At 67.7% G+C, this 21,124-nt stretch carries 14 protein-coding genes; 9 read left to right on the forward strand and 5 right to left on the reverse strand.

Features of this window, described 5'->3' with window-relative positions; all coding sequences use genetic code 11:
* Nucleotides 1–20 precede the first annotated feature (20 nt).
* Nucleotides 21–6,929 carry a cadherin repeat domain-containing protein gene (locus IEW15_RS25700; RefSeq protein WP_229707704.1) on the forward strand — a complete coding sequence of 2,303 codons (6,909 nt, stop codon included), beginning with the start codon at nucleotides 21–23 and terminating at the stop codon, nucleotides 6,927–6,929.
* A gap of 128 nt (nucleotides 6,930–7,057) precedes the next feature.
* Complete coding sequence (locus tag IEW15_RS00010; RefSeq protein ID WP_188574108.1) at nucleotides 7,058–8,617, forward strand: TolC family protein; 1,560 nt, start codon at nucleotides 7,058–7,060, stop codon at nucleotides 8,615–8,617.
* Nucleotides 8,618–8,709: 92 nt separating this feature from the next.
* On the opposite strand, the gene IEW15_RS00015 is transcribed toward IEW15_RS00010, so the two are convergent.
* Nucleotides 8,710–9,378: a DUF1826 domain-containing protein gene (locus IEW15_RS00015; RefSeq protein WP_188573903.1), complete on the reverse strand. Its 669-nt coding sequence runs from the start codon at nucleotides 9,376–9,378 to the stop codon at nucleotides 8,710–8,712.
* A gap of 161 nt (nucleotides 9,379–9,539) precedes the next feature.
* On the opposite strand from IEW15_RS00015, the gene IEW15_RS00020 reads away from it, so the two are divergent.
* From IEW15_RS00020 to IEW15_RS00035, 4 genes are all read left to right on the forward strand, one after another.
* Nucleotides 9,540–10,934 carry an acetyl-CoA carboxylase biotin carboxylase subunit gene (locus IEW15_RS00020; protein ID WP_188573904.1) on the forward strand — a complete coding sequence of 465 codons (1,395 nt, stop codon included), beginning with the start codon at nucleotides 9,540–9,542 and terminating at the stop codon, nucleotides 10,932–10,934.
* A 47-nt stretch (nucleotides 10,935–10,981) separates the two neighbouring features.
* Complete coding sequence (locus IEW15_RS00025) at nucleotides 10,982–11,200, forward strand: acetyl-CoA carboxylase biotin carboxyl carrier protein subunit (RefSeq protein ID WP_188573905.1); 219 nt, start codon at nucleotides 10,982–10,984, stop codon at nucleotides 11,198–11,200.
* Between the two features lie 213 nt (nucleotides 11,201–11,413).
* On the forward strand, nucleotides 11,414–12,976 hold the full coding sequence (locus IEW15_RS00030; protein WP_188573906.1) for a flavin-containing monooxygenase: 1,563 nt from the start codon (nucleotides 11,414–11,416) through the stop codon (nucleotides 12,974–12,976).
* Nucleotides 12,973–13,479 carry a DUF6314 family protein gene (locus tag IEW15_RS00035; RefSeq protein WP_188573907.1) on the forward strand — a complete coding sequence of 169 codons (507 nt, stop codon included), beginning with the start codon at nucleotides 12,973–12,975 and terminating at the stop codon, nucleotides 13,477–13,479. The genes IEW15_RS00030 and IEW15_RS00035 overlap by 4 nt, the downstream gene beginning before the upstream one ends.
* Nucleotides 13,480–13,601: 122 nt before the next feature.
* On the opposite strand, the gene IEW15_RS00040 is transcribed toward IEW15_RS00035, so the two are convergent.
* Both IEW15_RS00040 and IEW15_RS00045 read right to left on the reverse strand, forming a co-directional pair.
* Complete coding sequence (locus IEW15_RS00040; protein WP_188573908.1) at nucleotides 13,602–13,745, reverse strand: hypothetical protein; 144 nt, start codon at nucleotides 13,743–13,745, stop codon at nucleotides 13,602–13,604.
* 371 nt (nucleotides 13,746–14,116) lie between these two features.
* Nucleotides 14,117–15,520: an aminotransferase-like domain-containing protein gene (locus IEW15_RS00045; protein ID WP_188573909.1), complete on the reverse strand. Its 1,404-nt coding sequence runs from the start codon at nucleotides 15,518–15,520 to the stop codon at nucleotides 14,117–14,119.
* Between the two features lie 147 nt (nucleotides 15,521–15,667).
* Here IEW15_RS00045 and IEW15_RS00050 point away from each other — a divergent pair, with 147 nt between their 5' ends.
* Both IEW15_RS00050 and IEW15_RS00055 read left to right on the forward strand, forming a co-directional pair.
* Complete coding sequence (locus IEW15_RS00050; protein WP_188573910.1) at nucleotides 15,668–16,513, forward strand: PhzF family phenazine biosynthesis protein; 846 nt, start codon at nucleotides 15,668–15,670, stop codon at nucleotides 16,511–16,513.
* 439 nt (nucleotides 16,514–16,952) lie between these two features.
* Nucleotides 16,953–18,515: an AMP-binding protein gene (locus IEW15_RS00055; protein ID WP_188573911.1), complete on the forward strand. Its 1,563-nt coding sequence runs from the start codon at nucleotides 16,953–16,955 to the stop codon at nucleotides 18,513–18,515.
* Here the strand turns inward: IEW15_RS00055 and IEW15_RS00060 are convergent.
* Nucleotides 18,500–19,186: a glutathione S-transferase family protein gene (locus IEW15_RS00060; protein ID WP_188573912.1), complete on the reverse strand. Its 687-nt coding sequence runs from the start codon at nucleotides 19,184–19,186 to the stop codon at nucleotides 18,500–18,502. The genes IEW15_RS00055 and IEW15_RS00060 overlap by 16 nt on opposite strands.
* 148 nt (nucleotides 19,187–19,334) lie before the next feature.
* On the opposite strand from IEW15_RS00060, the gene IEW15_RS00065 reads away from it, so the two are divergent.
* On the forward strand, nucleotides 19,335–19,862 hold the full coding sequence (locus tag IEW15_RS00065) for a TetR/AcrR family transcriptional regulator (RefSeq protein ID WP_229707706.1): 528 nt from the start codon (nucleotides 19,335–19,337) through the stop codon (nucleotides 19,860–19,862).
* On the opposite strand, the gene IEW15_RS00070 is transcribed toward IEW15_RS00065, so the two are convergent.
* On the reverse strand, nucleotides 19,844–21,073 hold the full coding sequence (locus IEW15_RS00070; RefSeq protein WP_188573914.1) for a serine hydrolase domain-containing protein: 1,230 nt from the start codon (nucleotides 21,071–21,073) through the stop codon (nucleotides 19,844–19,846). The two genes, IEW15_RS00065 and IEW15_RS00070, sit on opposite strands and share 19 nt — an antisense overlap.
* Nucleotides 21,074–21,124 lie beyond the last annotated feature (51 nt).

The following is a 21,124-nucleotide window of genomic DNA, read 5'->3' on the forward strand; positions in this document are numbered from 1 at the left end:
ATCACGAGACCACCGGCACGGTGACGGTGGTGATCACCGCGACCGATGCCGGCGGGTTGTCGGCCTCGACGCTGCTGACGATCACGGTCGGGGATGTGAACGAGGCGCCGGTGGCACCGGTGCTGACCGGCGACACGATCCAGGGCGGCGATGACGGCGCGATCGTCGGCCGGGTGACGGCGAGCGATCCGGATGCGGCCAGCGGCCCGAACGGGCGGCTGACTTATACGGTCGATGATGCGCGGTTCGAAATCGTGGGCGGTGTGCTGAAGCTGCGCGAGGGCGAGGTGATTTCGGCAGCCGATGCGGCGTCGGTCGATCTTGTGATCACGGTGACCGATGGCGGCGGGTTGAGCGCGCAGACGGCGGTGACGCTGACGGTGCGGCCCGACGCGACACCGCCGGTGCCGGTGATCGCGGATGGCCGGGTCGACGAGAACAGCCCCGGCGCGGTTGTGGGGGTGATCGGCTTCCTGGAGGATGTCGACCCGGGCGTGGATGTGACGCTGACGGTCGATGACGCGCGGTTCGAGATCGTGGAGATCGACGGCCGCCAGGTTCTGAAGCTGCGCGACGGCGTATCGCTGGACCATGAGGCGGCGGACCGCCTGACCCTGCTGCTGACCGCGACCACGATCGAGGGCGCGCGCTCGGCGGTGGTGACCATCGCGGTCGGCGATGTGAACGAGGCGCCGACCGCGCCGGTGCTGTCGAACACGACGGTGCGTGAAGACGCGCAGGTGATCGGCACGGTGACGGCGAGCGACCCGGATGCGGGCGACACGCTGAGCTTCACGGTCGACGATCCGCGCTTCGAGATCGTGGACGGCGTGCTGCAACTGGCTGGCGGTGAGTTCCTCGATCATGAGACCGAGCCGTTCATCGACCTCACGATTACGGCGATCGATGCCGAGGGTCTTGAGACCAGCAGCGTGATCCGGATCACGGTGACCAATGTCGCCGAGGCGCCGACGGCGCCGCAGCTCGACAATGATCAGGTGGTGGAGAACCGCCCCGGCGCGGTGATCGGCACGGTGAGTGTCGAGCAGGATCCGGATGGTGCCGGTGTCACCTTCACGGTCGACGATGCCCGGTTCGAGATCGTCGGCGGGGTGCTGAAGCTGCGGGATGGTGTCGCGCTCGATTACGAGACCGAGCCGCAGGTGTCGCTGGTGATCACCGGCCGGGCCGCGAACGGTATCGAGGTCAGCAGCGATATCACCATCCAGGTCACGAACGAGAACGAGGCGCCGACGGCGCCGGTGCTGTCGAACACGACGGTGCGTGAAGACGCGCAGGTGATCGGGACGGTGACGGCGAGCGACCCGGATGCGGGCGACACGCTGAGCTTCACGGTCGATGATCCGCGCTTCGAGATCGTCGACGGCGAACTGCGGCTGGCGGGTGGTGAGTTCCTCGATTACGAGACCGAGCCGTTCATCGACCTGACGATCACGGCGATCGATGCCGAGGGTCTTGAGACCAGCAGCGTGATCCGGATCACGGTGACCAATGTCGCCGAGGCGCCGACGGTGCCGCAGATCGACAATGATCAGGTGGTTGAGAACCGCCCCGGCGCGGTGATCGGCACGGTGAGTGTCGAGCAGGATCCGGATGGCGCCGGTGTCACCTTCACGGTCGACGATGCCCGGTTCGAGATCGTCGGCGGGGTGCTGAAGCTGAAGGATGGTGTCGCGCTCGATCACGAGACCGAGCCGCAGGTGTCGCTGGTGATCACCGGCCGGGCCGCGAATGGTATCGAGGTCAGCAGCGATATCACCATCCAGGTGGAGAACGAGAACGAGGCGCCGACGGCGCCGGTGCTGGATGGTGGTTCGGTCGCCGAAAATCTGCCCGGCGGCGTGATCGGCACGGTGACCGCCAGCGATCAGGATGCCGGCGACGATCTGACCTTCACGGTCGATGATGACCGCTTCGAGATCGTCGACGGCATGTTGAAGCTGAAGGGCGGCATCGCGCTGGATTATGAGAGCGAGCCGGCTGTCGATCTGGTCATCACCGTGACCGATGCGGCCGGCATCAGCGCCACCACCGCGGTCACCATCAGGGTGATCGATGATGGCATTGTCGCCCCGACACCGGTGCTGAGTGGCGGCGTCGTCGCCGAGAATGCGGCTGGTGCCGTGGTCGGCACCCTGCCGGATGCACCGGGGACGACCTATACCGTCGATGATCCGCGCTTCGAGATCGTTGATGCCGATGGCGTCCAGACCCTGAAGCTGAAGGACGGCATCGCGCTCGATCACGAGACCGCGACCAGCCTGACCCTGCGCATCACCGCGACCGGCGCCGATGGCGGCACGGTGGTGGCCGATGTTCTGGTCCGGGTGACCGATGTCAACGAGGCGCCATCGGCGCCGCTGTTGAGCGGCGACACTGTGGTGGAGAATGCCGCAGGCGCCGTGATCGGTCGGGTGACCGCGACTGATCCGGATGCGGCCGACGGACCGAATGGCCGGCTGACCTACAGCGTTGACGATGCCCGGTTCGAGATCGTGGGCGGCGTGCTGAAGCTGCGTGATGGCATCAGCCTGGATCATGAGGCGGCGGCGCGCGTCGATCTGGTGATCACGGCGACCGATGGTCGCGGGCTCAGCCAGAGCCGCAGCGTTCAGATCAGCGTCACCGATATCAACGAGGCCCCGCTGGCGCCGGTGGTGAGCGGCTCGATCGTGGCCGAGAATGCCGCGGGTGCGGTGATCGGCACCGTCTCGGCCGGTGATCCGGATGGCGATCCGGTCGTGATCACCGTCGATGACGCCCGGTTCGAGATCGTGGGCGGGACGTTGAAGCTGAAGGACGGCATCGCGCTCGACCATGAGGCCGAGCCGAGGGTGACGCTGATCCTGACGGCGGTCGACAGCAATGGCATGTCGACGGACCGGGTGGTCGTCATCACCGTCACCAATGTCAACGAGGCGCCGGCGATGCCGGTGGTCTCGGGCAGCACAGTGGGTGAGAACCAGCCCGGTGCCGTGATCGGCGATGTCCGCGGCGAAGACCCCGATGCCGACGACACGCTGGTCTTCACGGTCGATGACAACCGGTTCGAGATCGTCGATGGTCAGTTGAAGCTGCGCGACGGCGTGTCGCTCGACTTCGAGACCGAGACGAGCGTCGATCTGGTGATCACGGCCACCGATGCCGCCGGCCTTGCCACCAGCCGCGCGATCACCATCACGGTGATCGATGACGGCGTCGCCCCGGCGGTGCCGGTGCTGACCGGCAGCATCGTGGCCGAGAACGCGGCGGGTGCGGTGATCGGCACGCTGCCGGATCCGGATGGCGGCAGCTATATGGTCGACGATGCCCGGTTCGAGATCGTCGATCGGGACGGTGTGCAGACGCTGAAGCTGCGTGATGGTGAGAGCCTGGATCGTGAGGCGGCGGCGACGATCCACCTGGTGATCACCTCGATCGATACCGATGGCCACAGCCTGTCAGCACCGGTGACGATCACGGTTGCGGATGTCAACGAGGCCCCTGCCGCACCGGTCCTGGCCGGTGGCACGGTTGCCGAGAATGCCGCTGGTGCCATTATCGGCCGGGTGAGTGCCACCGATCCGGACGCGCCGGCGAGCAGCAATGGCCGGCTCAGCTACAGCGTCGACGATGCCCGGTTCGAGATCGTGGGCGGTGTGCTGAAGCTGCGTGATGGTGTGAGCCTGGATCACGAGGCGGCGGGCACGATCGATCTGGTGCTGACCGCCACCGATGGTGGTGGGTTGACCGCCAGCCGGACGGTGACGATTACGGTCACGGATGTGAACGAGGCGCCGGCGGCGCCGGTGGTCGATGGCGATACGGTTGCCGAGAACGCAGCCGGCGCTGTTATCGGCACGGTGAGTGCGGGCGATCCGGATGGTGACGCGCTGACCCTGTCGGTGGATGACGCCCGGTTCGAGATCGTGGACGGCGCGCTGAAGCTGAAGGATGGGGTGGCGCTCGACCACGAGAGCGAGCCCCGGGTCACGCTGGTGATCACGGCCCGTGATGCGGACGGTCTTGCCACCACCAGTCTGCTGACCATCACGGTCGGCAATGTCAACGAGGCTCCGACCGCACCGGTGGTGACCGGCGGCACGGTGCGCGGTGGCGATGCCGGTGCGGTGATCGGCGCGGTGGCGGCCAGCGATCCGGATGCCGGCGACCGCCTGAGCTATAGCGTGAATGATGACCGGTTCGAGGTGATCGACGGCGTGCTGAAGCTGAAGGCGGGCCAGGCGCTCGACTTCAGTGATGCCGCCAGCCTGGATCTGGTGATCACGGCGACCGATAGGGGCGGTCTTGCCACCAGCACGACCATCACCCTGACCGTGCTGCCCGATACCAGCCCGCCATTGCCGGTGATCGCCGATGGCCGGGTGAACGAGAACCTGCCGGGCGGTGTGGTTGGCGCCGTCGGCTTCCTGGAAGAGGTGGATACCGGCGTCGATGTGACGCTGACCGTCAATGACGCCCGGTTCGAGATCGTCGAGATCGACGGCCAGGCGGTGCTGAAGCTGCGCGATGGTGTGGCACTGGACCATGAGGCGGGCGACCGCATCACCCTGGTCCTGACCGCCACAACCATCGAGGGCAGCCGCAGTGCTACGGTGGTGATCGCGGTCGGCGATGTGAACGAGGCACCGGCCGCGCCGGTGATCGACAACCGCATCGTCGCCGAGAACGCAGCCGGCGCGGTGGTCGGCACGATCACCACCGGTGATCCTGATGATCCGATGAGCGCCTTCGGCATGGTCGATGTCACGGTCGACGATGCCCGGTTCGAGGTGGTGGAGCGGGACGGCGCACTGGTTCTGAAGCTGCGTGACGGCGTGTCGCTGGATCATGAGGCGGCCCGCGGCATCCCCCTGGTGCTGACCGCGACCGACGGCGCAGGGCTTGCCACCAGCCGCAGCATCGAACTGCTGGTCACGGATGTGGCCGAGGCGCCGACGGCACCGGTTCTGGACAATGCCGGCGTGGCTGAGAACGCGCCCGGTGCGGTGGTGGGCACCATCACCGTGTCCGATCCGGATGTCGGCGCGGCCCCGGTGGTGACGGTGGACGATACCCGCTTCGAGGTGGTGGAGCTGGACGGCGCGCTGGTTCTGAAGCTGCGCGACGGCATCGCGCTCGATCACGAGGCGGCGGCGTCGCTGACACTCAACCTGACGGCACGTGACGCCACCGGCCTGACGGCGGTGTCGACGGTGGTGATCACCGTCGGCGACGTCAACGAGGCACCGGGCGCGCCGGTGCTGCTGGGTGGCGTGGTGGCAGAGAACGCCGCTGGCGCCGACGTCGGCAGCATCGACGTCGTCGATCCGGATGCCGGCGACGATGTTGCGGTGACGGTTGATGACGCCCGGTTCGAGGTGGTGGAGCGGGATGGCGCGCTGGTTCTGAAGCTGCGCGATGGTGTGTCGCTTGACGCCGAGGCGGCGGACACGATCAGCCTGGTGCTGACCGCGACCGATCGCGGCGGCCTGACCGCGGTCACCACGGTGGTGATCACGGTCGGCGATGTCGACGAGGCGCCCTCGGCGCCGGTGGTCGGCGGCGATACAGTGCCCGAGAATGCGGCGGGCGCCATTGTCGGCACGGTCGGTGTCGAGGATCCGGGCGTGCCTGGGGATCTGGTCTGGGCTGTGGATGATGCCCGGTTCGAGATCGTGCTGGTCGACGGCGCGGCGACGCTGAAGCTGCGGGACGATGTGGCACTCGACCACGAGGCCACCGCATCGGTGCGGCTGGTGGTCAGCGTCACCAACGCCGAGGGCATCACCAGCCGGAGCGTGGTGACGGTGGCGGTTGCCGACATCAACGAGGCGCCGGTGCTGACCGGGCCATCGTCGCCGGTGCAGGTCACGGCCGACGGCCGGGTGACGATCGACGCCAGCCTGCTGACCGCGACGGACCCGGATGGCGACACGCTGACGGTGCGTTTCGACGGCATCACCGAGCATGGTGGCTTCTATCTGGATGGCGTGGCCCTGGCCGACGGGTTCACCGTCAGCTGGGCGGATATCGTGGCCGGCCGGCTGGTTTATCGGCCGGATGCCGATACAGCGACCGCGGGCGCGCCTGGCCGGCCGGCCTTCATCGAAACCGTGGCCGTCACGGTCAGCGATGGCGCGCTGGATGGCGCGCCGGTGACGCTGACCATCGAGATCGAGCCGCTGACGGTGGATGTGACGCCGCCGGACGAGGTGACGGTGGTGCCGGTGGTGGTGTCGATCGCGCCGGATGTGGCCCGGTTCGAGGATGCCTATTTCCGGATCGAGGTGGTGCTGCGTGACCGGTTCTATGAAACCGCGATCGTGGAATTCACCCGCGAGGCGCATCGTGCCGCATCGGGCTTCGAACGCGACCGGATCATCGGCGAGTACACCACGCTGATGGCGCGCAGCCTGATTTCCGACCTGGGCATCGAAACCACGCTCGACAACGAGATGGTGACGACCTTCTTTGGCGATCTTCTGCGGCGCCTGGATCAGATCGCCGCATCCGGCACCTCGATCAATCAGGTCGTGCTGCAGGTGCGCGGTGAAGCGGAACCCGCGACGCCGGGCGAGATCGAGCCGGTCATCTTCCCCGGCCAGATCCTGCCGATCCCGGACGTTCCGGTTCCGGACGAGACCGGAGCGGCGCCGGATGGCGACGATCAGGACCAGGGTGGTGACGCGGCGCAGACCGGGGCGCTCCCCGGCCAGACCGCCGATGACACGCTCGCCTGGCTGGAACCGGATCTGGTGCTGTTGGCGCAGATGATCGATGGCGATGCCGACATCAATCAGATGGTCCTGGCGGAGGCCGGCTTCACCGCCAGCCTGCGCCACGCAGCCGGCAGCTTCGACCGCGAAGTCGAGGCCCTGGCGAGCGCTTTGGGGCAGGGGCCGGCCATCCGGATTGCACGAGGGTGACGATGACCGCGCGCAGATCATCGACGCCGGCCATGAATGATCGGCAGCAGAGACAACACCGCGACAACGCAAACGCGGCCATATGGGGAACGGGCATGCAGGGGCAGGGGCAGAACCGGTCTGACCGGATGGAAGGCACGCGGCACGGCCGCCGGATCGGGCGATCAGCCGTGGCAGCGGTTCTGGCCGCGGCACTTCTGGCCGGCTGTGCCGTGACGCCCGAGCCGATCGCGCCACAGGCGACGGAAGCCAGAATCTCGGCGGATCTGGCGCGGATGTTCTCGAACCAGGAACCGCTGAGCGGGCGGTTGAGCCTGCATGAGGCGATGGCGCGGGCAATCCTGTACAATCTGGACGGCCGCCTGCGGACCATGGAACAGGCGCTGAGCCAGCGTCAGCTGGACCTGTCGCGCTGGGACATGCTGCCGTCGCTGGCCGCATCGGCGGGTTTTGTCGGCCGCGACAATGTCAGCGCGTCGAGCAGCGAGAACGTCGCGACCGGATCGCAGTCTCTGGTGCCGTCGACCTCGACCGAGCGGAACCGCCGGGTCGCCGACCTGAACATGTCGTGGAACATCCTCGATTTCGGCGTGTCCTATGTGACGGCACAGCAGAATGCCGACCGGTCGCTGATCGCGGCGGAACAGCGCCGGCGCGTGGTCCATACCATCATTCAGGATGTCCGCTCGGCCTATTGGCGGGCGGTGGCGGCCGAACGGGTGCTGACCCGGATCGACCCGCTGATGGCACGGATCGAACAGGCGCTGGCCTCGGCGGCTGAAATCGAGCGCCAGCAATTGCGGGCGCCGGCCGATGCGCTGACCTATCGTCGCGGCCTGCTGGATGCGCTACGCCAGCTTCAGGCCCAGCGGCGTGAACTGCGGCTGGCCAAGACCGAGCTTGCCGCCCTGATCAACATCCGCCCCGGCGAGGATTTCAGCCTGGAAGCACCGGAGACCCAGGGCGCCATGCCGCCGGTGACCTCGGACCCGGCCGATCTGGAGCGCCTGGCCCTGGCCAACCGGCCGGAAGTGCGGGAGTTGGACTACCAGACCCGGATCTCGCAGCAGGAAACCCGCAAGGCGCTGTTGCGGCTGCTGCCGGGCATCGAACTGGATCTGGGCGCCCATTACGACAGCAACAAATATCTGGTGAACAACGACTGGGCGGATTACGGGGTCAAGCTGACCTGGAACCTGCTCAACATCCTGCGAATCCCCGGCGCCATGGCTGTTGCCGAGGCCAATGAGGATGTGGTCGATGCCCGCCGGATGGCGATCAGCATGGCGGTGCTGGCACAGGTCCATGTCGCCCAGACCAATTATGAGGAGGCGCGCCGCCAGTATGAGACGGCGCGTGAGTTGTCGGAACTCGACAACCGGATCCTGGATCAGGCGCGGGCGGCAGCGGGCACCCGCGTCGGCGATCTGCAGGTGATCCAGACCGAGCTTGCCGCTGTGCAGACCGAACTGCGCCGCGATCTGGCCTTCGCCGATGCGAACAATGCCTTCGGCCGGCTGTTCCTGTCGATCGGTGCCGATCCGCTGCCGGAAGGGCTGTCGGCACCGACGGTTTCGACGCTTGCCACGGCCATCGGCACCACCGAGGCCGCGTGGCGCGCGGGCCGTCCGACCTTCGCACCGGTGCCCGATGCGGTCGACAAGCCGGAGCTTGCCGCCACCGAGTGAGGCGCTGCCCGGTTTGACCGGAAACCGGACGGGCGGACGCTGGATCATGTCCCGCATCCGCCCGTTTTCTTTTTATCCGAAAGGATGTGTGGTTAGAACTGGCCCTCATCCGGATCGGCATCGATCGCAAGCAGAAGCCTGGTCTCGGCCGGCGCCCCCGGGGCCGCTTGGGGTGAGCGATGCAGCACCGGCCCCGCGGCCAGCGGATGGCGGTGGCCACGCAGCACCGCCACCCAACCGGTATCGAGGCGTAAGGCGGCCGGGCCGGCATTCAGGTCGACATTGGCCGGGGCGAGTTCCGTGCCGAGGCCCCGATAGCTGCACAGCAGCCGGGCGCGGACATGATCCTGGTGGAAGCGGCGGCAGGCGGGACCATTGACGGCATCCAGCCGGATCTGCAACCGACGAGATGCCGTCGCCCGCGCAAAATGGCGGGCGAGGGCGGTGGCATCGGCGGCGATCCCGGCCGATACCGCCACAGGCAGATGTCCGTGAGACAGAAGCTGGTGCAGGCCGGCGGCAATGGCGTCGTCCGTGGCGGCGATGGTGACGCGGCCATCAGGCAGGGCATCCGCCGGACAGGCGGCCAGCGCCGCCTGGAACGCCAGCGCCGGGCGGCGCCACACGCCCACCCCGGCAGCCGGCGTCACCAGCGCCAGGGCCAGCGCATGGCTACAGTTCAGCAGCACGAGACCGGGAAGGGTCACGTCACAGACGTGCGGGGGGTGACGGTCGGGCAGTGCGGCAAGGAACGGGGTCATGAGCTGGATCCATATATGTAATGTAATAACATTACATATACCACTCGACTGATCAAGCCATGCGCGGCGATACCTGCGTATGAACGGGCTTGTCTGATGGCGCGGCTTCCGATAGCCTCAAAAACAAACAAACGTTTAAAATAAAAATATCGGGAAACGCCATGCCGGGTAACCCTGGAACCAGCGACCATCCATCCGGTGTCGGCCCGGGGCCGGGCGACACGGTGCTGATCGCCAATCGAGGTGCCGTGGTGCCGCGGGTGATCGAAAGCTGCCGCGCTCTGGGAATGAGAGTGGCCGTGGTTCACTCCGATGCCGATGCCGCGGCGTCTTATCTCGATCAGGCCGACAGCGTGCACGCGATTGGCGGCGAGGCGCCGGCCGACAGCTATCTGAGCATCCCCAAACTGTTGGATGCGGCATCGGCCGCCGGCGCCACCGCCATTCATCCGGGTTATGGCTTTCTGTCGGAAAACCCCGACTTTGCCGGGGCGGTGCGATCCGCCGGCATGGTGTTCATCGGCCCGGATGCCCGCTGGCTGAAGGCGATGGGCCACAAGACCGAGGCCCGCCACCTGATGGCGGCCGAAGGCATGCCCACCGGTCCCAGCAGCGGTGTGCTGGGCGACGATCCGGCCGAGGCGCGGGCCGCTGCCGCCGCGATCGGCTTTCCCGTGCTGGTCAAGCCGGCGGAAGGCGGTGGCGGTATCGGCATGCTGGCGGCGCGTGACCCGGCGGAACTCGACAAGGCGATCGACCGGGCGCGGACCATGGCCGCGCGCAGCTTCGGGTCGGCGCAGATCTATCTGGAGCGGCTGATGGAGCGGCCGCGCCATGTGGAGTTCCAGATCCTGGCCGATGGCCGGGGAGGCGCCATCTGCCTGTCGGAGCGCGACTGTTCGGTGCAGCGCCGCCATCAGAAGGTGATCGAGGAAGCCGTGGCCCCTGGCCTGAACCGGGCCGAGGTGACGGCGCTGGGCGCGCGGCTCGCCGGCATTCTGGGCCGGCTCGGTTACGACAATCTGGGCACGGTGGAGATGCTGTGGGACCGCGAGGTCGGCTTCGCCTTCCTTGAGGTGAACACCCGGCTGCAGGTGGAACATGCGGTGACCGAGGCGGTGACCGGCGTCGACATCGTCGCGGCACAGATCCGGCTTGCCTATGGCGAGGTGCTGGACCGGATCGTGCCGCAACCGCCGGCGATCAACGGCCACGCCGTGCAGGCGCGGATCTATGCCGAAGATCCGGTGCGCTTTCTGCCATCGGTGGGGGTGCTGAACCGGTTCCGCCTGCCGAGGCCCGACGGCGTCCGGATCTATAGCGGCTATTGCGAGGGCGGCCGGGTGACACCGTTCTATGACCCGCTGGTCGCCAAGGTGATCGCCCATGGCGAGACCCGTGATGCCGCGCTCGACCGGCTGGATGCAGCCCTGGCCGGCGTCGAGATCGAGGGCATCAAAACCAATATCCCGTTCCTGCGCCGGGCATTGGCCCATCCGGCCTTCCGCCGTGGGCAGGTTCATACTGGCCTTGCCGCCGATATCCTTGCCGCCTGAACGACCGATCTTTCCCCCCACGATACGAGATGACGAGGAGCGCCCCCATGGCCACGACCGAGATCCGCAGCGAGATCGCCGGCAAGGTTTGGAAGATCGAGGTGCCGGCCGGCGGCCATGTCGAGGCCGACGAGCCGGTGATGATCCTGGAATCGATGAAGATGGAGATCCCGGTCATGGCGCCGGTCACCGGCACGGTGATGACGGTGCTGGTCGCCGAAGGCGACACGGTTGCCGAGGAACAGGTGCTCGCCACCATCGCCTGACCGCAGGCACGTACAACAGGCCCAACCAAAGCCCGCCTGCCCCCTGGTCGTCCAGGCCGGGGCAGGCGGTTTTTTCATGCGCCCACAGGCTCACGCTTCACATCTGAAATGATCTATAGTTTCACAATCTGATCGCGTAATGGGCGCATGACATACGCCTGTACGCTTGACGATCGACTGTCGTTCAATTCATGAGCGTGACGCGGGGCGTGTGTGGGGCGAGGTATTGCGATTATCGGGGCCGGGCCTGCCGGGCTGGCGGCGCTGAAGGCGGCACAGGAAGAGGGGCTGGAGGCGGTGGCCTTCGAGGCCAGGACTGAATGCGGCGGCCTGTGGTCGCCGGATGACGGCCTGGTCTGGCGCAGCCTGAAGACCAATCTGTCGCGCTATACCTGTGGATTTTCCGATCATCCGCATGATCCGGACAGCGGGCTGTTTCCGTCCGCCGCGCGTATGGCCGCTTACTTGCACGGCTATGCCCGGGCGCATGATCTGACCGGCCGCATCCGTCATGGCCACAGGGTGGTGGCGGTGACGCGCGCGGGCGCCGGCTGGCGGCTGATCGCCGATGCCGGCGGCCGGATGGTGGAATATCTGGCCGATGGGGTGATCGTTGCCTCAGGGGTGTTCGCGCAAGCCGCGCTGCCACCGGGCGTGACGGTGGCGGCGGACGGGCACATCTCGCATGCCGCCAGCTATCGCGGGCCCGAAGGCTTTGCCGGCCGGCGGGTGGTGGTGGTGGGCGGCGCCTTTTCCGGCGCCGATATCGCCGCCGAGATTTCAGGCTGTGCCGCCGATACCGTGATGCTGATCCGCCGGCCGGCATGGTATGTGCCGCGGCTGGTTCCGGTGCCGCAGGCGATGATGAACCACACAAACCCGGCCCAGCCGCCGCCCCGCCTGCCGCCCCCCCGCCTGCCGATGGATCTGGTGGTCAATGCCCGCGCCGAGGCGGCGCGTGTGCGCGGGCTTTCCCCAGCCGTCATCGCTGCCGAACGCCATGCCTGGCTGCGTGATATCGTGGGCGATCAGGGCCTGCTGCATCCCTTGCTGCAGGTGCCCGATGACGGGCGGCTGGCACCGATGGTGATTTCCGATGCCGTGCCGGATGCCATCCGATCGGGCCGATTGAGGGTGATGACGGCCGCACAGTTCGATGCGCGCCGCATGGTGCTGCATGATGGACGGCACGACCTGCCGGTCGATGACGTGATCTATGCCACCGGCTATGCCCCCCGCCTGGAGATGCTGCCGGCGGACATCCGCGCGGCGGTGGGCTATGATCCGGATGATCGTCTGCAACCGGTGCTGCTGGCGCAAACGGTGTTTCCCGACGGCATTTCCGGCGTGGCATTTGTCGGCATGTATCGCGGACCCTATTTCGGCGTGATGGAACTTCAGGCACGGTGGGCGGCAGGCGTGCTGTCGGGGCGGCTGCCGGCGCCGGACCGGCCGGCGATGGAGCGCGCGATGGCGGTGGAGCGGGCGATCCGCGACCAGCGACCGCGACCGCAATTTCCGCATGCCGACTATCCCGATATGTGCGATGCCCTGGCGGCGCGGCTGGATGTCATGCCCGATCTGGAGCAGACCACCGCCCTTGGCCGGTTTCTGTGGCAGGGACCGGTGCTGCCGGCGCATTATCGCCTGCGCGGGGCCCATGCCCGACCGGCCGGGGCGCGGGCGGTGATTGCCGAGGTGGCGGCCCTGTTCGGCCACGACCTGAGCCCCCAGCCCGTGGACCCATCATCGAGCGCGCAGCAGCGGAGCCTATGACAGCCGGAACCGATATCGTCGACCCTTGCCACCACGGCCGGTTCAACGCCCTGGCGGGCCGCTGGCAGATATCGCGCGCCATCACCGGCGGCTCCGTCGGGCAGATGACCGGGATCGCCATCGTCACCGCCGGCGGACCGGACCGGCTGGATTATGCCGAATCCGGCCAACTCGCCTTGCCCGGCGGGCCGGTGCTCGACGTGTTTCGGCGCTATACCTACCGGCTGCTGGCGGATGGCCGCATCGCCATCGACTTTGCCGATGGCCCCACGTCTGGCGCGCGCTTCGTGACCCTCGCCTTTGTGGCGGGTGCCGAGGGGGCCGGGGACGGTGTGGAGGGAGGCTGGTCGGCCGCGGATCTGCATCACTGCGGCGACGATCTTTATCACGCCACCATGACCCTGAACCTGCCGGACCGGTTTTCGACGGATATCCAGGTCACGGGTCCGCGCAAGGACTATCGCGCGCTCACCCGCTATCGGCGAATTGCCGGCTCATCATGATGGCTGGATCAGAATAGGGAGGCCCGATCCAGAATATATCCGGGCCAGAATATATCCGGGCCAGAATATATCCGGGCCAGAATATATCCGGGTCGGACCTCCCTCGCACGCGGTCTCGCGGTTTACTTCTTCTTGGCGCCGCCGAACAGCGCCGCGTTCTTCTGGTTCTGCTCGGGCTTGAAGCTGGAAATGCCGACCGGAGCCTTGGGCTTTTCCTTCTTCGGCTTGCGGGCTTCACGATTGCTCTTCTGGTCGCCCTTCGCCATGTGTCGTCTCCCGATTGGCAGGGGGTGTGCGGACGGGTGCCACGGCCATGTGCGCCGGACTGGATGGCGGCAGCATTGCGGGCAGGGTGTCCGGGATATCTTCAGACAGGGTGTCGATGGTCTGCGCGGTATCGGCGGCACCTGTCGCCACGCACCGCCAATGCGGCGGGGTCGGCAGGGACGGCGACTTTTGGTGCACGAGGCGACCGGAGCGCGGCCGCACCTGACCCAGGCCAGGGGCGGCGGATCGATGCCGGAGGGCGACGTCGTCTTTCATGTACCATGCCGCGCGGGCGGTGAGATATCGCCATCTGTGGCGCGGCGGCAGGATTTTTTGCCGCCGTGTTCCGCCCGCCACCGGCCGGTGGCGCTCAATAGACCGGATCTGCGGCCCGACTGTCGCCATGATCGCTGCCGATCAGGCCGGCAAGGGTGGTGAGCGCGCCGGTCAATGCCTCGATCGATGGCCCACCCAGGCACAGGCGGAGGCCGCCTTTGCCCGCGACCTGCATATCGACCACCGGCGCCGAGGGCGGGGTGACGCGGATGCCGCGGGCGGCGGCGGCCAGTGCCAGGGCTTCGGCGGCGGCCGGCGCCATCGGCAGCCAGACATGGAAGCCGGGCGCCACCGTCGGGCTGATCCGGCCTGGCAGCAGGCGGTGGGCCAGCGCGCTGCGGGTTCGGCTTTCGCCACGGATCGCCCGGGCAAGCATGCGGGCGGTGCCGTCGGCGAACCAGTCTTCCATGATCAGGCAGTTCAGCGGCCCGACCATGGTGCTGCCGGCGGCCAGTGCCGACAGGGCGGCATCGGCCAGCGATCGCGGCGCGACCAGGGCGCCGATCCGAAGGCCCGGGCTCAGGCATTTCGACAGGCCGGTGACATAGAAACAGCGCTCTGGCGCCAGTTCCGCCAATGGCGGCATGTCCGGTTCGGCGAAGACCGAATAGACGTCATCCTCGATGATCAGCGCGTCATGGGTGCGACAGACCGCGACGATGGCGGCCCGGCGGGCGCTATCCATGCTGCGGGCGGTGGGGTTGTGCAGCACCGGCGTCACATAGACCACCGGCCGCCCGCCGGCAGGTCCGCCGCCGCCGGCCCGGCGATGATCGTGGAGCGCCCGGTCGAGCGCATCGGCGCGCATGCCCTGGTCGTCCAGCGCCACACCATGCAGGTCGAACCCGGCATGGCGGGCGATGGTGATCATGCCAGGATAGGTCAGTGCCTCGGTGAACACCGGCGCGCCGCCCCGACAGGCGGTGGCGACGGCCACCGACAGCGCATGCTGGCCGCCATTGCACAGCAGCACCTGATCGGGCGTGGTCTGCAGGCGGTCTTCCGCCAGCCAGCGCGCCATCATCGCCCGCTGCTGAGGACTGCCCGCGGCCGGGGCGTAGTGGCTGAAATCGGCGGCATCCAACCGGGCCGCCAGCCGGCTCAGCGTGGCCTGCAGCAAGGGGGTGTCGAGCAGCCGCGGCGGCGCGTTGATGCACAGATCCACCACCGCCGGTTCGGGGGCGGCCGGCAAAGCCACGAACATGCCCCGGCCATGAACCGACTTGACCAGCCCGCGCCGTTCCAGGGCCGCATAGGCACGGGTGACGGTGCCAAGGCCGATCTCCAGCGCCCAGGCGAGTTCGCGATGCGGTGGCAGCCGGTCGCCAGGCGCCACCCGCCCCTGGACGATATCGTCGGCCAGGGCCGTCACCAGCCGCTCGAACAAGGGGGCCGTGCCCTCGGCGATCCGGGGGAACCAGGGGGAAGGCTGGCGCATCGGTGGAACTGTCCTGTCTGTGCGATGACATGCGCTAAAGTGTTCCATGACACTATTCCGATTGTGGGGCAAGTGTCACGCCCATACGGTGTGACCCAGAACATGACGGATGCCGGGCCGCCCGGTTGAGGATGAGGATAGCTGCGCATGGACATCATGAAGATCTCGGCCTTCACCCCCGATGCGGCGCAGGGTGCCGCCGGTGGTAACCCTGCCGGCGTCGTGTTCGTGGACAGTATGCCCGATGAGGCGCGGATGCTGTCGGTGGCAAGCGGCCTCGGCTATTCGGAAACCGCCTTCCTGCTGCCGCTCGATGACGGGTGGCGGGTGCGCTATTTCGCGCCCCGGCAGGAAGTGCCGTTCTGCGGTCATGCCACCATCGCGCTGGGTGCGGCCCTGGGCCGGCGGTTCGGCGCCGGGATTTATCCGCTGGCACTGAACCATGCGCGGATCACGGTGGAGGCGATGGCCGCCGGCGACACGGGCTGGGCCGCCGCCCTGCAATCACCACCCACCCGCACGCGCCTGTTGCCCGACGGCTATATCCGGGCGGTGCTGGATGAATTCGGCCTGACCGCCGCCGATCTGGACCATCGCCTGCCGGTGCGGCTGATCCATGGCGGGGCCAATCATATGGTGGTGGCGCTGGCATCGCGGCGCCGCCTGTCGCAACTGGGCTATCATTTCGCGCGCGGGGCGGCACTTCAGGCCGAACAGTCGCTGGTGACCTTCAGCTTCATCCACGCCGAAACCGATACCCGCTTCCACGCCCGCAATTTCTTCGCCATCGGCGGCGCCTATGAAGACCCGGCAACCGGCGCGGCCGCCGCGGCCCTTGCGGGCTATCTGCGCGAGATCCACTGGCTGGAGGCCGGCATGATCGAAATCGTCCAGGGCGAGGATATGGGCCGGCCCAGCCTGATCCGCGCGACCTTCGATGCCGAACCCGGCGGCAGCGTGCGGGTTGCGGGCCTGACGGCGCCGATCGCCTGATCGCGTGTGATGTTTCCCCCCAAAAAAATGGACGCCCGGGCCAGATGGCCGGGCGTCCAGGACTGCATCCGTGTCCGCTCACTCAAGGGGGGAGGAGGGGGACCGGCCACGGATGAGCTACGGCGGCGTATCTGCCGGGGAGACGCAGCGTGCGCCGCCGAATGCCGTGTCATCAGGGGGCGTTTGCAGGGGACGGGCAGTTTCCGGCAGTGTATGCCGTGTTTCCTGACCGATCCTTTCGCAAGCGCAGCTTCTGTCTACGTTAAAATTTCCAAGGCGTCAATTGAACGTTTGAAATAACGCGTTCTCCATAAGCCAATCCGCTCTCTTGTGCTGCATCGCGGCAGGGTTCCGTATGATGCGCCGCCGGATCGACGCGCGGTCCCGCCTGCGCTAGCCTGATCCGCCACGGCCGCCACCACGGAAGGACGCGACGTTCATGCATCTCGGCAATCTGCTCACCCGTGCCGCAAACCTTCATGGCGACCTGCCGGCACTGATCCGCGGCGATGTGGTGGTGGCCGATCACACCGCCCTGGCGCGACGGGCGGCCGGGCTGGCGCATGGTCTGCGCCATCATCTGGGGCTGATCCCCGGCAGCCGGGTGGCCGTGGCGATGAGCAACGATCCTGCCTATGTCGAGATCCTGTTCGCCTGCTGGCGGGCGGGGCTGGCGGCGGTGCCGGTGAATGCCAAGCTGCATGCCCGCGAAATCGCCTACATCCTGGAGCATTCCGGGGCGGCGGTGGTGTTCACCGACGGCAAGCTTGCCGCCACCGTGGGCATGGCCGCGGGCGCGATCACGTCGGCACCCCGCATCCTGTCGGTCGATGATGCCGATTACGCCCGGCTGGTGGCACGCGATCCGCTGGCCCAGGCGCCGGTGAGCCCGCATGATCTGGCCTGGCTGTTCTATACCAGCGGCACCACCGGCCGGCCCAAGGGTGCCATGCTCACCCACGCCAATCTGCTGGCCATGACCGCCTGCCATCTGATCGACGTCGATCCGGTTCTGCCCGGCGACCGGGTGCTGCACGCGGCACCGATGAGCCATGGCAGCGGGCTGTACATCATTCCGCACGTGGCACAGGCGGCCGGGCAGATCATTCCGGAAAGCCGCGGCTTCGAGCCCGAGGAACTGGTGCGGCTGTTCGACCGCCACCGACGGGTGTCGATGTTCGCGGCGCCGACTATGGTCCATCGCTTCATCCACCATCCGGCCGTGGCGGACAGCGACGATCCGCTGCCGGGCCTGAAGACCATCATCTATGGCGGCGCGCCGATGTATCTGGCCGACAAGACCGCGGCGCTGGCCCGGCTGGGGCCGCGTCTGGCCCAGATCTATGGCCAGGGCGAAAGCCCGATGACCATCACCGCCCTTGGCCGCGACGCTCATCTTCAGCCTGATGACGAGGCCGGCCGCGCCCGGCTGGCATCGGCCGGCCCGGCGCAATGGCTGGTCGATGTCAGCGTGGTCGACGAGAGCGGCCGGCCGCTGCCCGTAGGCGAGACCGGTGAGGTCACTGCCGCCGGCCCCAGCGTGATGGCCGGTTACTGGCGCGATCCCGATGCCACCGCCCGGACGCTGCGCGACGGCCGGCTGTTCACCGGTGATATGGGCGCGCTGGATGCGCAGGGCTATCTGACGCTGAAGGACCGGTCCAAGGACGTGATCATCTCGGGCGGCAGCAACATCTATCCGCGCGAGGTTGAGGAGGTGCTGCTGGATCATCCGGCCGTGGCCGAGGTGTCGGTGATCGGTGCCGCCGACGCCGATTGGGGCGAGGTGGTGGTGGCTTTCGTCGTGGCGGATGGCGAGGGCATCGATGCGGCGGCGCTGGACCGGTTGTGCCTGGACAGGATCGCCCGGTTCAAGCGCCCCAAGCGCTATGTCTTCGTCGATGCTCTGCCTAAGAACAATTACGGCAAGGTGCTGAAGACCGCCTTGCGGACACGGCTGGCCGAGGGCGTCGACGAGCGGCCCGGTCAGCCGTCGGCATAGGCATAAGGGCCGCCGCGTTCCAGCGCGCGGACATAGGCGGGGCGTTCATGGATGCGGCGCACGAAGCCGTCGACATTGGGCTTGCCGCTGCCGAAATCGATCCGCGATCCGGCGATTTCGAGCGGGAAGCTCATCATGATGTCGGCGGTGGTGAAGCTGTCGCCGGCAAGCCAGGTGCTGCGGCCCAGCTCGCCTTCCCAGAAGTCCAGATGCGTCGCAAGCCGAGGGTCGACGAAGGCCTTCAGGATGGCGCCCACCACCGGCCGGACCATCGGCCGCATCAGCGCCGGCGCTTTGGTGGCCGAGGCTTTCAACACCAGCTTCATGACCAGAAGCGGCATGGCCGAGCCTTCGGCGTAGTGCGTCCAATAGCGCCAGCGCAGGCGGTCATGAGTGCCGGGCGGCGGGATCAGGCGGCCATCGCCATACTGGTCCAGAATGTAGTCGATGATCGCGCCGGTCTCGGCGATCGTCACCTGGCCGAGCGCGCCGGCGTCGTCGGTGATCACCGGTGACTTGCCCAGCGGGTGGATGGCCTTCAGCGATGCCGGCGCCGCCATGGTTTCAGGATCACGCTGATAGGGTTTGATCTCGTAAGGCACGCCCAGCTCTTCCAGCAGCCAGAGCACGCGTTGCGACCGGGAATTGTTCAGATGATGGACGGTGAGCATCGGATCGGTTCATCCCGCATCAGAAGGCTGGACCATCGACCGATGGCCATGGGGTAGCGGATTGTTTACACTGTAAACAGTAGGCCGGCATCCGATGGGGTCAATGGAAAAAAACCGAACCGATCAAACGGCTGATCTGCGGCATCGGTTGCTCGCCGCGGCCCATGCTGTGCTTGAGGAAGACGGCCATGGCGGGCTGGCACTGCGCGAGGTGGCGCGCCGCGCCGGTGTGTCGGCCATGGCGCCCTATCGCCATTTCGACAACCGCGAGGCGCTGCTGGCGGAACTGGCCGCCGAGGGGTTCGACCGGTTGGCGGATGCCCTGACAGCGGCCGGGGTTGATGCTGATGGCCGATCACTGGCGCAGGCCGTGGCTTATGTGGGCTTTGCCCGCAGGAACCCTGGCCTGTTCCGGTTGATGTTCGGCCCGATGGATGCGGGGCAGAAGGCGCGGTTGCAACCGGCGGCGGCGCGCGCCCATGCGCAGCTCACCGCCGGTATTCCGCGCGACCTCGCCCGTGCCCGCTGGGCCATCGTTCACGGGCTGGCCTGTCTGATCATCGATCAGCGGCTGGCGATCGATGCTGGCGACAGCATCGATGACGTGGTGCGGCGGACGGTCGGCGTCGCCGGCCTTGGTATCGATCCGGGGGGCGATCAGTCGCCGGCGGCATAGACCGCGTCGCGCAGCGCATCGGGCCAGGCGCCGGTCATGCCGGCAAGGGTGGTGTTGGTCATGGCCACCACCACCAGCTTGCGGACCGGATCGACGAACCAGCTATGGCCATAGACACCACCCCAGCTCCAGCTGCCGGGGCTTTGCGGACTGCCGGCCAGGGCCGGATCGGTCAGCACCGAAGCGCCGAGCCCGAAGCTCCAGCCCGGGCCGGTGACGTCGATCGGCAGGTCGCCGGTGGCGGGGCTGGTGAAGGCCTGGGCACCCGCGGATGTCAGCACCGGCGCACCGCCCTGGCGGATCGCCTCCAGCAATGCCAGAACGTCGGCTGCCGTGCCGGCCATGCCGGCACCACTCGACGGCCAGGCATCGGGGTTGAGGGCGCGGTCGGGCGCGAAGGTGATCGCGCTGGCCGCGAAGGCCAGATCCTCGTGTTCGGCCATGCGTCGCGGCACCGGCACGCCGTCGACATAGGGCACCGCCAGCCGGGCTGCATCGGCAACGCTGAAGCCGGTATCGGTGGCGCCCAGCGGCGCCGTCACCAGCCGCCGGACCAGATCGGGCAGCGGTTCGCCGGTGGCGGCGGCGATCGCGGCACCGGCGACGTCTATGCCGAGCGAATACCGCCAGCCCGTGCCGGGTGCGAAGACCAGCGGCACCGAGGCCAGCCGGTCGAGATTGTCGGCCAGCGACAGCCCCGGTTGATCCATGCCATCCGAGACACCGGCACGGTGATAGGGGCCATCTGCCGTCTCGAAAAAGCCATAGCTGAGCCCGGAGGTATGAGACAGCAGGTGGCGGAGCGTGATCACCGGCGCCGAGCCGTCGGCAAGACGCGGCCGGAACCCGGGCAGGTAACGCGTCACCGGCGAATCCAGCGCCACGGTCCCGGCATCGGCCAGGGCCAGTACGGCGGTGGCAACGAAGGGCTTGCTGACCGATGCGAAGCGAAAGATCGCGTCCTCGGGCATCGGGATGCCGGCCTCGCGGTCCAGATGCCCGGCCGCGCGGTGATAGACCAGCCGGCCGTCACGGGCGACCAGAACCACGGTACCGGCGATCCGCCCCTCGGCGACCGCCGCATCGACCACTGCATCCAGCCGGCCGGCCAGGGCAGGATCGGCGATGGCGGGCATGGCTGCCCCGGCCGCGTTCAGGGCGAGCGGCAGCATCACCGCGGCGGTGGCCGCCGCGGACGAGATCATGCGCATGGCGCTTCTCCATTTAATTAGCAGTCGCTATATTAATAATCGGGCAGGCAG

Origin of the sequence: Tistrella bauzanensis (assembly GCF_014636235.1) — a bacterium.
Classification (GTDB): domain Bacteria; phylum Pseudomonadota; class Alphaproteobacteria; order Tistrellales; family Tistrellaceae; genus Tistrella; species Tistrella bauzanensis.

Bases quoted from the DNA above. Each gene is read 5' to 3' on its own strand.
- IEW15_RS00070 (WP_188573914.1), bottom strand. From the start codon at position 21,073: ATGCGCATGATCTCGTCCGCGGCGGCCACCGCCGCGGTGATGCTGCCG.
- IEW15_RS00025 (WP_188573905.1), top strand. From the start codon at position 10,982: ATGGCCACGACCGAGATCCGCAGCGAGATCGCCGGCAAGGTTTGGAAG.
- IEW15_RS00040 (WP_188573908.1), bottom strand. From the start codon at position 13,745: ATGGCGAAGGGCGACCAGAAGAGCAATCGTGAAGCCCGCAAGCCGAAG.
- IEW15_RS00045 (WP_188573909.1), bottom strand. From the start codon at position 15,520: ATGCGCCAGCCTTCCCCCTGGTTCCCCCGGATCGCCGAGGGCACGGCC.
- IEW15_RS00055 (WP_188573911.1), top strand. From the start codon at position 16,953: ATGCATCTCGGCAATCTGCTCACCCGTGCCGCAAACCTTCATGGCGAC.
- IEW15_RS00010 (WP_188574108.1), top strand. From the start codon at position 7,058: ATGGAAGGCACGCGGCACGGCCGCCGGATCGGGCGATCAGCCGTGGCA.
- IEW15_RS00060 (WP_188573912.1), bottom strand. From the start codon at position 19,186: ATGCTCACCGTCCATCATCTGAACAATTCCCGGTCGCAACGCGTGCTC.
- IEW15_RS00035 (WP_188573907.1), top strand. From the start codon at position 12,973: ATGACAGCCGGAACCGATATCGTCGACCCTTGCCACCACGGCCGGTTC.
- IEW15_RS00015 (WP_188573903.1), bottom strand. From the start codon at position 9,378: ATGACCCCGTTCCTTGCCGCACTGCCCGACCGTCACCCCCCGCACGTC.
- IEW15_RS00050 (WP_188573910.1), top strand. From the start codon at position 15,668: ATGGACATCATGAAGATCTCGGCCTTCACCCCCGATGCGGCGCAGGGT.
- IEW15_RS00020 (WP_188573904.1), top strand. From the start codon at position 9,540: ATGCCGGGTAACCCTGGAACCAGCGACCATCCATCCGGTGTCGGCCCG.